This window comes from Azospirillum sp. VT-I1, from assembly GCF_055698305.1.
Map to the genome: position 1 here is coordinate 679,736 of NZ_CP168804.1, position 14,006 is coordinate 693,741.

The following is a 14,006-nucleotide window of genomic DNA, read 5'->3' on the forward strand; positions in this document are numbered from 1 at the left end:
AAGATAGAAAAACCCCCGCCGGATCGCTCCGGCGGGGGCTTTCGTCACTGACCGCTGTGTCCGGCTATCAGGCCGGGACGGCGACCTTATCCGCGACTTCCTGGAAGGCCGGGATCTGGTCGAAGTTCATGTAGCGGTAGATGTCGGCGGCGGCCTGGTTCACCACGCCGACCTGGGCCAGATACTCCTCGTTGGTCGGGATCTTGCCCAGCAGCGCCGCGACGGCGGCCAGTTCGGCCGACGACAGGTAGACGCGGGTGTCGATGCCCAGACGGTTCGGGAAGTTGCGGGTCGAGGTCGAGATGGCGGTAGAGCCCTTGCGGATCTGCGCCTGGTTGCCCATGCACAGCGAGCAGCCCGGCATCTCCATGCGCGCACCGGCCTTGCCGAGGGTGGCGTAATAGCCTTCCTCGGTCAGCATCATCGCGTCCATCTTCGTCGGCGGGGCGATCCACAGGCGGGTCGGGATGTCCGACTTGCCGTTCAGGATCTTACCCGCGGCGCGGAAGTGGCCGATGTTGGTCATGCAGGAGCCGATGAACACCTCGTCGATCTTGTCGCCGGCGACTTCGGACAGCGTCTTCACGTCGTCCGGATCGTTCGGGCAGGCCAGGATCGGCTCCTTGATGTCGGCCAGATCGATCTCGATCACCGCGGCATACTCGGCGTCGGCGTCCGGCTTCAGCAGCTGCGGATCGGCGATCCACGCCTCCATCGCCTTGATGCGGCGCTCCAGGGTGCGCGCGTCGGCGTACCCGTTGGCGATCATCCACTTCATCAGCGTGATGTTGGAGGTCATGTACTCGATGATCGGCTCCTTGTTCAGGAGCACGGTGCAGCCCGCCGCCGACCGCTCGGCCGAGGCATCGGTCAGCTCGAACGCCTGCTCGACCTTCAGTTCCGGCAGACCCTCGATCTCCAGGATGCGGCCGGAGAAGATGTTCTTCTTGCCCTTCTTCTCGACCGTCAGCAGGCCGGCCTTGATCGCGTAGAGCGGGATGGCGTTGACGAGGTCACGCAGGGTGACGCCCGGCTGCATTTCGCCCTTGAAGCGGACCAGGACCGATTCCGGCATGTCCAGCGGCATGACGCCGGTGGCGGCGGCGAAGGCGACCAGGCCGGAACCGGCCGGGAAGCTGATGCCGATCGGGAAGCGGGTGTGGCTGTCGCCGCCGGTGCCCACCGTGTCCGGCAGCAGCAGGCGGTTCAGCCAGGAGTGGATGACGCCGTCGCCCGGACGCAGGGCCACGCCGCCGCGGGTGGAGATGAAGTCCGGCAGCTCGTGGTGCATCTTCACGTCCACCAGCTTCGGATAAGCGGCGGTGTGGCAGAAGGACTGCATCACGAGATCGGCCGAGAAGCCCAGGCAGGCCAGGTCCTTCAGCTCGTCGCGGGTCATCGGCCCGGTGGTGTCCTGCGACCCGACCGTGGTCATCTTCGGCTCGCAATAGGTGCCCGGACGCACGCCCTTGCCTTCCGGCAGGCCACAGGCGCGGCCGACCATCTTCTGGGCCAGCGTGAAGCCCTTGCCGGTGTCGGCCGGGGCAGCGGACTGGCGGAACAGGCTCGACGGGGCCAGACCCAGCGCCTCGCGGGCACGGGCGGTCAGGCCGCGCCCGATGATCAGCGGGATGCGGCCGCCGGCACGCACCTCGTCGAAGATGACCTCGGACTTCACGGTGAACTCGGCGATGACCTCGCCGTTCTTCAGGGCCTTGCCCTCATAGGGGCGCAGCTCGATAACGTCGCCCATCTCCATCTTGTTGACGTCCAACTCGATGGGCAGGGCGCCGGCGTCTTCCATCGTGTTGTAGAAGATCGGGGCGATCTTGGTGCCCAGGCAGACGCCGCCGAAGCGCTTGTTCGGGACGAACGGGATGTCCTCGCCCGTGAACCACAGCACCGAGTTGGTGGCGGACTTGCGCGAGGAACCGGTGCCGACCACGTCGCCGACATAGGCTATCAGGTTGCCCTTCTTCTTCAGCTCTTCCAGCTGCTTGGTCGGGCCGCGCTGGCCCGGCTCGTCGGCCTCGATGCCCGGGCGCGGGTTCTTCAGCATGGCGAGCGCGTGCAGCGGGATGTCCGGGCGGCTCCAGGCGTCCGGGGCCGGGGACAGGTCGTCGGTGTTGGTCTCGCCCGACACCTTGAAGACCGTCAGCGTCATCGACGCCGGGACTTCCGGACGCGAGGTGAACCACTCGGCATCGGCCCAGGACTGCAGCACCGCCTTCGCGTTGGCGTTGCCCTTGTCGGCCAGTTCCTTGATGTCGTGGAAGAAGTCGAAGACCAGCAGGGTCTTCTTCAGGCCTTCCGCCGCCGCGGCGCCGCATTCGGCATCCGACAGCAGGTCGATCAGCGGCTGGACGTTGAAGCCGCCGAGCATGGTGCCCAGCAGTTCGGTGGCCTTGACCTTGGAGATCAGCGGCGAGCTGTCGTTGCCCTTGGCGACGGCGGCCAGGAAGCCGGCCTTGACGCGGGCGGCATCGTCGACGCCGGCCGGAACGCGGTTGGTGATGAGGTCGAGGAGGAAGGCCTCCTCGCCCGCCGGCGGCGCCTTCAGCAGGTCGATCAGCTCCGACGTCTGCTTCGCGGTGAGGGGCAGGGCCGGGATTCCGAGGGCGGCGCGTTCGGCCGCGTGCTGGCGGTAGGCTTCGAGCACGGCAGGGTTCCTCATAAATGAAAGGCCGGCCCTTGGATGGGAACCGTGAGACGGCCCGCTTGAACTCAGGTCGGGTTTATATGCCCGCTTAAGTGAAAGTGCAAGGGGGCGCCCCACTTACGTGAAGCGGACAGGATGAAATGGCCTCCGTTTTTGCACTGGTATTACCGGTGCTTGGTATGACCACTTCATCACCCACGCTTTACTTCAGCGCGGCGGCCTGCTCCGGCGTCAGCACGACGATGCCGTCCTCGTCGGCGAACAGGATGTCGCCCGGCTGGATGAGCGCGCCCGGCAACTCCACGGCCACGTCGACCAGCCCCTGGTCGCGCCGGGTCGAGGCGCGCGGAATGGAGGCCAGCGCCTTGATGCCCAGCGGCAGGGTCGCCAGTTCGGCCACGTCGCGGACGCAGCCCCAGATCACCACGCCGGCCCAGCCGTTCTTGACCGCCGAGGCGGCGATCATGTCGCCCATCAGGGCGCAGCGCAGGCTGCCGGCCCCGTCCACCACCAGGATCCGGCCGTTTCCGGGCGTGGCCAGCAGCTCCTTGACGCGGGAATTGTCCTCCAGGCACTTCACGGTGACGACCTCGCCGCTGAAGCGGGTGACGGCGCCGAAGTCGCGGAAGCCCGGCAGAACATAGCGGGCGGCATCCTTGAAGCGGTCGAACAGGTCGCAGGTGGGGACGAAAGTCTGGCCGGTGGACATGGCTTGCGGCTCCGCAGCGTTGACGGTGCAGGGATTTCTCCCCCACCTCTTGCGCCAAAGGCGAGCGGGAGGCAAGACCCGCAATCGGCCGCTGCCGGCGTCCGGCGATCATGCCGCAGCAGGCTCGCCGAACGTGCAATCGCCGGCTTGGCGATGCGAACCCATATTCGGGCAGGTGCCCCCATTTTCGGGCACGTGCAAAGAGAAGGAACGGTGCCCCTCATGAAATCGCCGAAGATTCCGGCCGCAGCGGCAGCCGGCGCGCTGACCCTTCTGCTCGCCGCCTGCGGGTCCATCGCCCCGCCGCCGGTCGCCACCCCCGACCCCGCCGTGCTGGCGGCACTCGAGCGCAACGCCGCAAACGGCTGCAACCCGTCGGTGGCCTCCGTCCTGACCGGTGCCCGCATCCCGGCCTCGGACATCCGCGGGCTCAGCTACGGCATCTACCGCGACGAGTTCCGCGACACCATCATCCGCTGGGATGCCTGGGTGTACCTGAACAGCCAGCCGGGCGCGGTGGTGGTCACGGTCGACGAGGACTGCCGGCCGATCCAGATCTATGCCCGTGAGGGAGCGAAACTGCCGGGCGCGCGCTGACCGGCGGGAAGGGCGAACCGATCCGCCGGAAGTTCTGACCTGTCTTAACTATCCCCGGCCGCCTGCCGTTCGGAAACATGAGCGTCGACGGCGCGGTCATGCCGCTTCAGGCGCTCCTGCAGGGTATCGCCCATGCGAAGCGCCACGGCGATCGACAGGATGTCGCCCAGCACCAGATGCGCGATGCGGACGGTCATGGGGGAGTGGATGTCGAAATCGTCGGCGATGTCGGCCACGAGGCTGACCGTCGCCATCTCCGCCAGCGGCGTGCCGGAGCGAGTCAGGGCGATCACGTCGGCGCCGGCCTTGCGGGCGTTCTGAACGGCGTCCAGGATATCGCGGGTCCGGCCGGTGCTGGACACAGCCACCACCGCATCGCCCTTCGTCAGCGTGAGGGCGGAAGCGAAATAGATGTGGGAATCGGTGTAGGCCACGGTGGGAATGCCCAGCCGGAAGAACTTGCGCTGGATGTCCTCCGCCACCGTGCCGGAATTGCCGGAGCCGTAGAACTCGATCCGCCGTGCCGATGCCAGGACGTCGGCGGCCCGGTCCACCGCGTCGGCCGGCAGGTTGTTGCGCACCTGCATCAGCGTGGCGATGGTGCGGTCGAACAGCTTGCCGGCCAGCACCGCTCCCGGCACGCCGCCATCGGCATCCAAGTCGCCGCCCACCGACAGGTCCTGGTGCAGGAAGGGCATGCCGCCGGCGATGTCCTGCGCCAGCTTGATCTTGAATTCGCGGAAGCCGCGGCAGCCGAGAGCCGAGCAGAAGCGCGCCACCGTCGGCTCGCTCACCCCGACGCGGTCGGCCAGTTCAGCCATGGACAGGTTGATGACATCGCCCGGATGGGCCATCGCATAGTCCGCCAGCTTGCGTTCCGAAGGCCGGATCTGGTCGCGGACGGCGGCGATTCTCGCCAGCATATGGGGGTCGCTCCCTTCTGAATGTGGGTCAGCCTAGCACATGTAGCAAAGCTACATATACAGCGCTGCGAACGACCGATTCCGTCGCGGCGGCGATACACGCTTTCCACGCGTTTCCAACCAGCTGCGCCTTGCCCTGCGACAAAATGTCGAGCCTGTTCGCCTTGTCCGGAAGACCGTCCGGGAGTATGTAGTAAAACTACAGAGCGGGCGCAAACACGGCGATCGCCGAGCCCCGCCCGGTCTGAAAATATGACGTGTATCAACGATTTTGGCGCCGATCGCGCCTATGCTTCCAATCGTCCCGCGCGGTTCGCGGGCACCACGAGACCGCCGACACGGCATTCGATCCGCGCCGACGGCTAAATCTCTGAGGAGTCATCATGGACACCCTGCTGATGGACGGACTTGCCCAGGCCACGGAGCAGCAGTCCGCCGCCGACCCCTGGCGCGGCTTCGCCCCGGGCGTCTGGCGCCGCTCGGTCGACGTCCGCGATTTCATCCAGCGCAACCTGTGCCCCTATGAAGGCGATGCAGGCTTCGTCGCCGGCCCCACCGCCCGCACCACCGCGCTGTTCGCCAAGGTCACCGACCTGCTGAAGCAGGAACGCGCCGCCAAGGGCGGCGTGCTGGATGCCGACACCGAAACCTTCGCCTCGATCACCTCGCACGCCGCCGGCTACATCGACCGCGAGCTGGAAGTGATCGTCGGCCTGCAGACCGACAAGCCGCTGAAGCGCGCGATCATGCCGTTCGGCGGCTGGCGCATGGTCAAGACCGGCCTGGAGGCCTACGGCTTCACCCCGTCGCCGAAGCTGGAGGAGGTGTTCCCGTCCTTGCGCAAGACGCACAATGACGGCGTGTTCGACGTGTACACGCCCGAGATGCTGCGCTGCCGCAAGTCCGGCGTCATCACCGGCCTGCCCGACGCCTACGGCCGCGGCCGCATCATCGGCGACTATCGCCGGCTGGCGCTGTACGGCGCCGATTTCCTGATCAAGGACAAGAAGGCCCAGCTGGCCTCGCTGGAAGTCAGCCGCATCGACGAGGACGTCCTGCGCCTGCGCGAGGAGATCTCCGAGCAGATCCGCGCGCTGAAGGAGCTGGTCCAGATGGCCGCCTCCTACGGCTTCGACGTCAAGCGGCCGGCCGCTACGGCGCGCGAGGCGGTGCAGTGGACCTATCTGGCCTATCTGGCGGCGGTCAAGGAAGCCAACGGTGCCGCCATGTCGCTGGGCCGCGTGTCCAGCTTCCTCGACATCTACATCGACCGCGACCTGCGCGACGGCGTCATCACCGAGGCCGAGGCCCAGGAGATGATCGACCACTTCGTCATGAAGCTGCGCCTGGTCCGCTTCCTGCGCACGCCGGAATACGACCAGCTGTTCTCGGGCGACCCGACCTGGGTCACGGAATGCCTGGGCGGCATGTCGCTGGACGGCCGGACGCTGGTCACCAAGACCAACTTCCGCATGCTGCAGACCCTGCACAACCTGGGCCCGGCGCCGGAGCCGAACCTGACGGTCCTGTGGTCGGAGAAGCTGCCGGAAGGCTTCAAGCGCTTCTGCGCCGACACCTCGATCAAGACCTGCTCGGTCCAGTACGAGAACGACGATCTGATGCGCGGCTATTGGGGCGACGACTACGGCATCGCCTGCTGCGTCTCTGCCATGCGCATCGGCAAGCAGATGCAGTTCTTCGGCGCCCGCGCCAACCTGGCCAAGACGCTGATGTACGCCATCAACGGCGGCAAGGACGAGGTTTCGGGCGAGCAGGTCGGCCCGGCCTTCGCGCCCATCACCGGCGACGTGCTGGACTATGACGAGGTCATGGCCCGCTTCGAGCCGATGATGGAGTGGCTGGCCAAGGTCTACATGAACGCGCTGAACGCCATCCACTACATGCACGACAAGTACATGTACGAGCGGATGGAGATGGCCCTGCACGACCGCGACATCCTGCGCACGATGGCCTGCGGCATCGCCGGCCTCAGCGTGGTGGCGGACAGCCTGTCGGCAATCAAGCATGCCAAGGTGAAGGTCATCCGCGACGAGAACGGCCTCGCCACCGATTTCGAGATCGAGGGCGACTATCCGGCTTTCGGCAACAACGACGCCCGGGTGGACGACATCGCGGTGTGGGCGGTCGAGCGCTTCATGACGGCCCTGCGCAAGCAGAAGCCCTACCGGAACGCCATGCCGACCCAGTCGGTGCTGACGATCACCTCCAACGTGGTCTACGGCAAGAAGACCGGCAACACGCCGGACGGCCGCAAGGCGGGCCAGCCCTTCGCGCCGGGTGCCAACCCGATGCACGGGCGGGACAAGAAGGGCGCCGTCGCGTCGATGGCCAGCGTCGCCAAGCTGCCCTATGCCCATGCGCAGGACGGCATCAGCTACACCTTCACCATCGTCCCAGGCGCGCTCGGCCGGACGGAAGACGAGCGGGTGGACAATCTGGTCGGCATGCTGGACGGCTATGCCAGCCAGGGCGGCCACCACATCAACGTCAACGTCTTCGACCGCGAGACGCTGCTGCACGCCATGGACCATCCGGAGCTGTATCCGCAGCTGACCATCCGGGTGTCCGGCTATGCGGTGAACTTCATCAAGCTGACGCGCGAGCAGCAACTCGACGTCATCAGCCGCACGTTCCACGACAAGCACTGAGGGACGTCCCCTCCACCCTAAGCGAAAATCCCCTCTCCCCCCGGGGAGAGGGTTAGGGTGAGGGGGAAGCGTTGCGGCCCTTTCCCGAGAATCCACCCGGTGCATCCCCCTCACCCCGACCCTCTCCCCGGGGGGAGAGGGGGCTTTATCCGCTTGTCCCGTGACTTACATGCGTGGGGCGCAGAGTTTTCAAATTGGATCCCTGAAGCAATGACACAGTCCCTCACCCAAGCCCGCCCCGGCTCCGTCTCCGGATGGATCCACTCGGTCGAAACCGGCGGCACGGTGGATGGGCCGGGGATCCGCTACGTGCTGTTCATGTCCGGCTGCCCGTTGCGCTGCCTCTACTGCCACAATCCCGACACCCAGCACATGCATGACGGGACGCGGACCACATCCGCGGAAGTGCTGGACGACATCAGGCTCTATGCCGAATTCCTGAAACGCGCCCATGGCGGGCTGACGCTGAGCGGCGGCGAGCCGCTGGTGCAGCCGGAATTCGCCGCCGCCATCCTGCGCGGGGCGAAGGCCATGGGCATGCACACCGCGCTCGACACCTCCGGCTTCCTCGGCAACCACGCCGACGACCATCTGCTGGAAGACGTCGATCTCGTCCTGCTCGACATCAAGGCCTTCTCCGAGAAGACCTACCGCCACCTGACCGGCGTTCCGCTGCGTCCGACCCTGGAGTTCGCCGAACGGCTGGCCGGGCTGAACAAGCGCATCTGGCTGCGCTATGTGCTGGTGCCCAACCTGACCGACGATGCGGCGGAGATCGACGGGCTGGCGGAGTTCGTCGCCGGCCTCGGCGTCGTCGACCGCGTCGACGTGCTGCCCTTCCACAAGATGGGCGAACACAAATGGAAGGCGCTGGGCCGCCGCTACATGCTGACCGACACCGAACCGCCCTCGCGCGAGCTGGTGGAGCGGGTGCGCGGGCAGTTCCAGGCCAAGGGGCTGCGGGCGGACTGACTCACGCCCGGTCCGCTCATACAGGCTTATGCAAGCGCGCCCCATGAAGACGTCATCGACACGTCACGAACGCGTCACCACGCCGTCATGCGTCCGGCCCTAATACCCCTTTTGAATTCGCTTGGGATTCGATTGGGGGGTTCTTTTCGATGCATAGCAAAATCCGCGCGGAACGGTTCAGGACGGCGCTGCTGTCCGCCACCGGCCTCGCCTCTCTCGTCCTGTCCACCTGCGGTGTCGCGATGGGGGTCGCCTCCGCCCAGACCGTGGACAGCGTGACCGTCGGCGGCTCCAGCTTCGTCAACCAGGGGCTGGTCGGCGTCGGCCGGATCAGCGCCGGGACCCGCGACAAGTATGGCGAGACCTTCGGCTCGATGTCGGGGCTGACCTTCGACGCCAAATCCTGGCGGCGCAACGGCGACAGCTACAGCGGCATCATGTTCGCCCTGCCCGACCGCGGATACAACGTCGCCGGCACCACCGACTACCGGCCGCGCCTGAACACGCTGGCCCTGTCCTTGCGGCCCTATTACGGCAGCGCCGCACTGCCTGCCGGAAGCGGGCAGCAGTCGCAGATCGGGATGAGCCTGATCGACACCACCCTGCTGACCGAAGCGAACGGCGCCGTCACCACCGGTCTCGATCCGCAGCCACGCACGGGCGTGCGTGCGTCGGCGAACGGCCTTCCGGCTCTGCCGCAGGCTTACAATGGCAAGATCAGCGTGGACGCCGAGGGCATCGCCCGGCTCGCCGACGGCAGCTTCTACATCAGCGACGAGTACGGCCCCTACATCTACCATTTCTCCGCCACCGGCCGGATGATCTCGGCGGTGCAGCCGCCGGCGGCCCTGCTGCCGGTGCGCAACGGCAGGCTGGATTTCGCGTCCAACAACCCGGCCGCCGGCCAGCCGGCGCCAACGCCGGCCGACCCGACCACCGGACGGCAGAACAATCAGGGGCTGGAAGGACTGTCGCTGACGCCGGACAGGACCAAACTGGCCGCCCTGCTGCAGAGCGCCACCCGCCAGGACGGCGGAACCGGCGGCAACAGCGCCACCCGGCGCAACACCCGCCTCGTCATCTACGATGTGTCCACGAACCCGGACAGCCCGGCGCTGGTCGGCCATTACGTCGTGCCGCTTCCCACCTTCCGTTCGGGAAGCAACACGCTGGTGGCGGCCCAGAGCGAGATGCTGGCGCTGAACGACAAGCAGTTCCTCGTCCTGTCGCGCGACAGCAACAACGGCCAGGGGCTGAGCGGCACCAACTCGCTCTACCGCAGCATCGACATCATCGACGTGTCGAACGCCACCAATCTGGTCGGCACCGCCTATGACGGCACCACCCCGGTCGCCCCCGGCGGCAATCTGGTGGCGTCGGTGACGCCGGTGTCCTACACCCAGTTCCTCAGCATCAACAACAACGGCCAGCTGGCGAAGTTCGGGCTGCACAATGGCGGCGCGCAGGACGCCAACCTGCTGTCGGAGAAGTGGGAGGCAATGGGCCTGCTGCCGGCGCTCGACGCCGCCCGGCCGGACGATTTCTTCCTGTTCGTCGGCAACGACAACGACTTCCTGACCCGCAACGGCTATCAGGTCGGCGCCGCCTACGATGCCGGGGCCGACGTCGACACGATGCTGCTGGTCTACCGGCTGACCCTGCCGACCTACGTCGATCCGCTCGCCATCGAATCGCTGCGCCAGACTGCCCTGCCGATGGCGCGGGGCCTCGGCAACGCGTCGGTGGCGATGGCCGACGCGGCCTCGCGCTCGGTGCGCAGCCACCTGAACGGCCTGCGCTTCCTCGACGGTCCCGGCGAAGGCGGCGGCGATCCGGTGACTGCTGGCCCCGCCATCAGCGGCTGGGTCGGCGGTCAGCTCGGCTTCAACCGCAGCGACGACACCGGCATGAGGGCCGGCGCCGACACCGACTCGCGCAATGGACAGGTCGGTGCCGACATCCGGATCACCCGCAATCTGGTCGCCGGCTTCGCGGTGGGCGGCGCCCGCAACAGCCTGTCCTTCGGCGACACCGGGAGCGCCAAGGTCCGCTCCGCCTCGATCAGCCCCTATCTGGCCGGAAGCTACGGCGGCTTCTTCGGCAGCCTGTCGGGCACCTATTCCTTCGACAATTACGACAAGATCGTGCGCAACACCGGCGCCTATGGCCTGACCGCCCGCGGCGAGACCAAGGGGCGTAGCTGGTCGGTCGGCATCGACGGCGGCTATGAGCTGGGCGAGGGAGCGTGGTCGTTCGGTCCGGTCGCGGCGGCGCGCTACACCCGCGCCACCATCGACGGCTACACGGAAGCCGAGGCGATCCACCTGAACGGCATCCTGCCGAGCCAGACCCAACGCGGCTGGAGCTGGGAATTCGGCGGGCAGGCCGCCCACCGCTTCGAGACGGAAAAAGCGTCGATCATCCCGCAGGCCCGCCTGAGCTACGAGTGGAACCGCGTGCGCGGGGCCGAGACGCTGGCCGCCACGCTTGCCAACCGCACCACCAGCAGCCTGGGCATGACGACCCGGACCTTCGGCACGCCCGAGCGGGACGGGCTGCGGGCCGGTGCCGGCGTCACGGTGCTGAGCGGCGCCGTGGCATGGCAGGTCGGCTATGACGGCAAGTTCGGCCACGACAACCGCGACCACAGCGTCTTCACGTCGATCGGCTACCGGTTCTGATGACGGGCATTGCGGGTGGGGACACTCCCACCCGCAATGCCGCGCCGGTCTCGCAACCGGTCAGGCCGGCCGGATCGCCTGTGCGAAGGTGAAGAGCATGGTCGGGTCGACCGCCTTCTTCACCTGGGCCAAGCGGGCGAGGTTTTCGCCGTAATAGGCCCGCTGCCAATCGGCGAGCGACGGGTCGGAGAAGTTCTGGAAGGCGCCGGCCGCCTTGGTGCGGCGGTTGACGTCGTCGTAGAAGCGCTGCTGCCAGTCCAGCGCCTGCTCGATCAGCAGCGCGGAGTCGGTCGGACGCCACCAGTTCGCCTCGACTGTGAACAGCCAGTCGTAGCCGCGGTGGACATAGGCGGTCTCCGTCGGGCCCATGCGGTTGATGGCGCCGCCGACCTGGAAGAACTTGAAGGCCACCGGCATCGAGGTGGCGGGCATCCTCGCCGCCCAGTCGAACATGGCGAGGATGGCCTCGTCGCCGATGTCCGCAGCCTTCATGTAGCTGGACTTCTCCTGGTAATAGTAGGGGAAGGTCGTTTCGGTCAGGAAATCCTGTCCCGTCCAGTAGGGTACATTCTCCTTCACCTGCGACTGGTCCTTGTCGATCAGCTCCCAGGTGGATTTGAAGATGTCCTTCAGCGTCACGCTGGATTTGTGCAGCTGGCCGAGGATCGAGAGCTTGATCGGCACGTTGGCGCAGCGGTCCTGCCAGCTGGGGATGGTGACGCTGATCTTGCTGCCGAAATCGTCCGGCGCGGTCGCCAGTTCGGTCAGCAGAAGCTTCAGGACCTTCGGCAGCTCCTTCGTCCAGACCAGGTTGAAGACCGTGACCGGCTCCGCCGGACGGGTTTCGAGGGTGAAGGAGGTGTTGATGCCGAAATTGCCGCCCGCCCCGCCGCGGCAGGCCCAATAGAGGGAGGATTCGGTGCCGGCATCGGCCTTGACATGGCTGCCGTCGGCGGTCACCAGCTCCGTCGCATGCAGCAGGTCGGACGCCATGCCGAACTTGCGCATGTTGAAGCCGATGCCGCCACCCAGCAGGAAACCGGCGGCGCCGACGGAATCGCAACGCCCATGGGTGAGGGTGCGGCCCAGCCGTTCCATCTGCTTGTAGACCAGCGAGTTCAGCGTGCCGCCCTGCACCTTCACCAGCCCGTCCTTGCCCGGCAGCGGCTCGGCCCCCGCCATCAGCGACATGTCGATCAGCAGGCCGGGGGTGGTGGAGAAGCCTGCATAGTTGTGACCGCCCGACCGCACGGCGAAGGGCATGGCCTGTTGCTTCACCCACTTGATGCAGGCCTGAACATCCTCCGGCTTCGCACAGCGGGCGATGCCGGCCGGCAGGGTGGCGCCATAGCGCAGGTTGTTGGGCCGGCAGACATCGGCGAAGAACGGATCCTCCGGCCGCAGCAGCACGCCCTTCAGCCCTTTCGCTAAGTCGGACCAGGCCGACGGCGGCGGGCAGAGCGCCCCGCCCGTCTCCGCCGCGAAGGCGGAACCCGGCATGAGGCGAACCGCGGCCGCGGCGCCCGCGAAACGGCCGGCCCCGACAAGGAAATTGCGGCGAGATGAGTGCAGTCCGAGCGCCATGAGCCTGTCCACCCTGCGTTATGGGTTGTGTTTGATGTTGCTTATTATCCTAATGATAACAAACAGCGTCAATCACGCACGCCGGAAGAAACAGACAAGGCTATTTCACCATCCTTGGAAGGGAAGCGTCTTCAGCCCCCTGCCCCTTGGCCACCGGCCGGGTGCTGCCGCGGACCACCAGTTCGCACTCCAGATTGTGGTGCTGCGGCGTGCTGCGGGCTCCGTCCAGCGCCGCCAGGATTTGCGTGGCGCTGAGCCGGCCGATCTCGCGCTGGGGCGGACGGACGGTCGTCAGCGGCGGCGGGCAGGAGTTGCTGAAGGGCAGATCGCCGAATCCCACCACCGCCAGATCCTCCGGCACGCGCAGGTCGCGGCGGGTCACCTCGAACAGCACGCCCAGCGCCAGCGCGTCGTTGGAGCAGACCACGCCGTCGATGTCGGGGTGGCGCGTCAGGATCTCGTCGATCAGCCAGCGGCCGACCTCGGTCGTGGCGGCGTCGGGGACTGTGAAGTCGATGGGTTCGTGCAGGCCGCGCCGCAACACCTCCGCCTCATAGCCGTCGGTGCGGCTGCGCACGCGCAGGTCCTGATGGGCGGCGGCGCCGATATAGGCGACCTTGCGGCTGCCCTGGTCGTAGAGGTGGCTGGTCTGCATGCGGCCGACCTCGAAATGCGAGAAGCCGACGCTGATGCCGACCGCCTCGCCCGGATGGGACGGCATGTCCCACATCTCCACCACCGGCACCCCGCAGGAGGCCAGCATGGCGCGGGTGCGCTCGGTGTGGTGGAAGCCGGTCACCACCATCGCCGCCGGAGACCAGGCGAGGAAGGCGCGGATCAGGCTCTCCTCCTCCTCCGGGCTGAACTCGCTGACGCCCAGCAGGGTCTGGTAATGCGCCGCCTGGAACATGCCCTGCAGCGTGTTGTAGGTCTCGGCGAAGAAGGAATTGAGGATGGAGGGCAGGATGACGCCGACGGTGCGGCTGCGCGCCGCGGCGAGGCTGCCGGCGACCAGATTGGGCACATAGCCCATCTCGTCGATGACGCGGGCGATGCGTTCGGCGAGATGGCGGGACACCGCCCCGGGCCGGCGGAGATAGAGCGACACGGTGCTGGGCGACACGTCGGCGGCGTTCGCCACGTCGGTCATGGTCACCCGCTGGGTGCCGCGACGCGTCCGCTTCCTCGATTCCGTCGTCTGCATCGTCGGTC

At 67.1% G+C, this 14,006-nt stretch carries 9 protein-coding genes and 1 pseudogene; 5 read left to right on the forward strand and 5 right to left on the reverse strand.

From position 1 onward, the window contains the following. Positions 1-67: 67 nt before the first annotated feature. Positions 68-2,659, reverse strand: a complete 2,592-nt coding sequence (gene acnB, locus AB8P05_RS25420) for a bifunctional aconitate hydratase 2/2-methylisocitrate dehydratase (RefSeq protein WP_472760917.1) — start codon at positions 2,657-2,659, stop codon at positions 68-70. Positions 2,660-2,861: 202 nt separating this feature from the next. Continuing rightward, on the reverse strand, positions 2,862-3,368 hold the full coding sequence (gene rraA / locus AB8P05_RS25425) for a ribonuclease E activity regulator RraA (RefSeq protein ID WP_472760918.1): 507 nt from the start codon (positions 3,366-3,368) through the stop codon (positions 2,862-2,864). Positions 3,369-3,590: 222 nt separating this feature from the next. Here rraA and AB8P05_RS25430 point away from each other — a divergent pair, with 222 nt between their 5' ends. After that, on the forward strand, positions 3,591-3,965 hold the full coding sequence (locus AB8P05_RS25430) for a hypothetical protein (RefSeq protein ID WP_472760919.1): 375 nt from the start codon (positions 3,591-3,593) through the stop codon (positions 3,963-3,965). Between the two features lie 44 nt (positions 3,966-4,009). Here the strand turns inward: AB8P05_RS25430 and AB8P05_RS25435 are convergent, their stop codons facing one another. Beyond that, the gene (locus AB8P05_RS25435) at positions 4,010-4,888 is read right to left on the reverse strand and encodes a MurR/RpiR family transcriptional regulator (RefSeq protein ID WP_472760920.1); all 879 of its coding nucleotides are present in this window, start codon (positions 4,886-4,888) and stop codon (positions 4,010-4,012) included. A 383-nt stretch (positions 4,889-5,271) separates the two neighbouring features. Here AB8P05_RS25435 and pflB point away from each other — a divergent pair, with 383 nt between their 5' ends. The 4 genes and pseudogenes from pflB to AB8P05_RS25455 all read left to right on the forward strand — a co-directional run bounded on the left by pflB (position 5,272) and on the right by AB8P05_RS25455 (position 11,210). Continuing rightward, a complete protein-coding gene (gene pflB / locus AB8P05_RS25440) occupies positions 5,272-7,557 on the forward strand; it encodes a formate C-acetyltransferase (RefSeq protein ID WP_472760921.1) in 2,286 nt (761 codons plus the stop codon). A 210-nt stretch (positions 7,558-7,767) separates the two neighbouring features. Further along, the gene (pflA, locus tag AB8P05_RS25445) at positions 7,768-8,529 is read left to right on the forward strand and encodes a pyruvate formate-lyase-activating protein (RefSeq protein ID WP_472760922.1); all 762 of its coding nucleotides are present in this window, start codon (positions 7,768-7,770) and stop codon (positions 8,527-8,529) included. 149 nt (positions 8,530-8,678) lie between these two features. Further along, positions 8,679-10,193, forward strand: a pseudogene (locus tag AB8P05_RS25450) (esterase-like activity of phytase family protein); the annotation flags it as partial. A 243-nt stretch (positions 10,194-10,436) separates the two neighbouring features. Beyond that, positions 10,437-11,210 carry an autotransporter domain-containing protein gene (locus AB8P05_RS25455; RefSeq protein WP_472761191.1) on the forward strand — a complete coding sequence of 258 codons (774 nt, stop codon included), beginning with the start codon at positions 10,437-10,439 and terminating at the stop codon, positions 11,208-11,210. Between the two features lie 60 nt (positions 11,211-11,270). Here the strand turns inward: AB8P05_RS25455 and AB8P05_RS25460 are convergent, their stop codons facing one another. Next, the gene (locus AB8P05_RS25460) at positions 11,271-12,710 is read right to left on the reverse strand and encodes an FAD-binding oxidoreductase (protein WP_472760923.1); all 1,440 of its coding nucleotides are present in this window, start codon (positions 12,708-12,710) and stop codon (positions 11,271-11,273) included. Positions 12,711-12,894: 184 nt separating this feature from the next. Then, positions 12,895-13,998: a LacI family DNA-binding transcriptional regulator gene (locus AB8P05_RS25465; RefSeq protein ID WP_472760924.1), complete on the reverse strand. Its 1,104-nt coding sequence runs from the start codon at positions 13,996-13,998 to the stop codon at positions 12,895-12,897. Positions 13,999-14,006: the final 8 nt, after the last annotated feature.

Bases quoted from the DNA above. Each gene is read 5' to 3' on its own strand.
- rraA (WP_472760918.1), bottom strand. From the start codon at position 3,368: ATGTCCACCGGCCAGACTTTCGTCCCCACCTGCGACCTGTTCGACCGC.
- AB8P05_RS25430 (WP_472760919.1), top strand. From the start codon at position 3,591: ATGAAATCGCCGAAGATTCCGGCCGCAGCGGCAGCCGGCGCGCTGACC.
- AB8P05_RS25435 (WP_472760920.1), bottom strand. From the start codon at position 4,888: ATGCTGGCGAGAATCGCCGCCGTCCGCGACCAGATCCGGCCTTCGGAA.
- pflB (WP_472760921.1), top strand. From the start codon at position 5,272: ATGGACACCCTGCTGATGGACGGACTTGCCCAGGCCACGGAGCAGCAG.
- pflA (WP_472760922.1), top strand. From the start codon at position 7,768: ATGACACAGTCCCTCACCCAAGCCCGCCCCGGCTCCGTCTCCGGATGG.
- AB8P05_RS25455 (WP_472761191.1), top strand. From the start codon at position 10,437: ATGAGGGCCGGCGCCGACACCGACTCGCGCAATGGACAGGTCGGTGCC.
- AB8P05_RS25460 (WP_472760923.1), bottom strand. From the start codon at position 12,710: ATGCCGGGTTCCGCCTTCGCGGCGGAGACGGGCGGGGCGCTCTGCCCG.
- AB8P05_RS25465 (WP_472760924.1), bottom strand. From the start codon at position 13,998: ATGCAGACGACGGAATCGAGGAAGCGGACGCGTCGCGGCACCCAGCGG.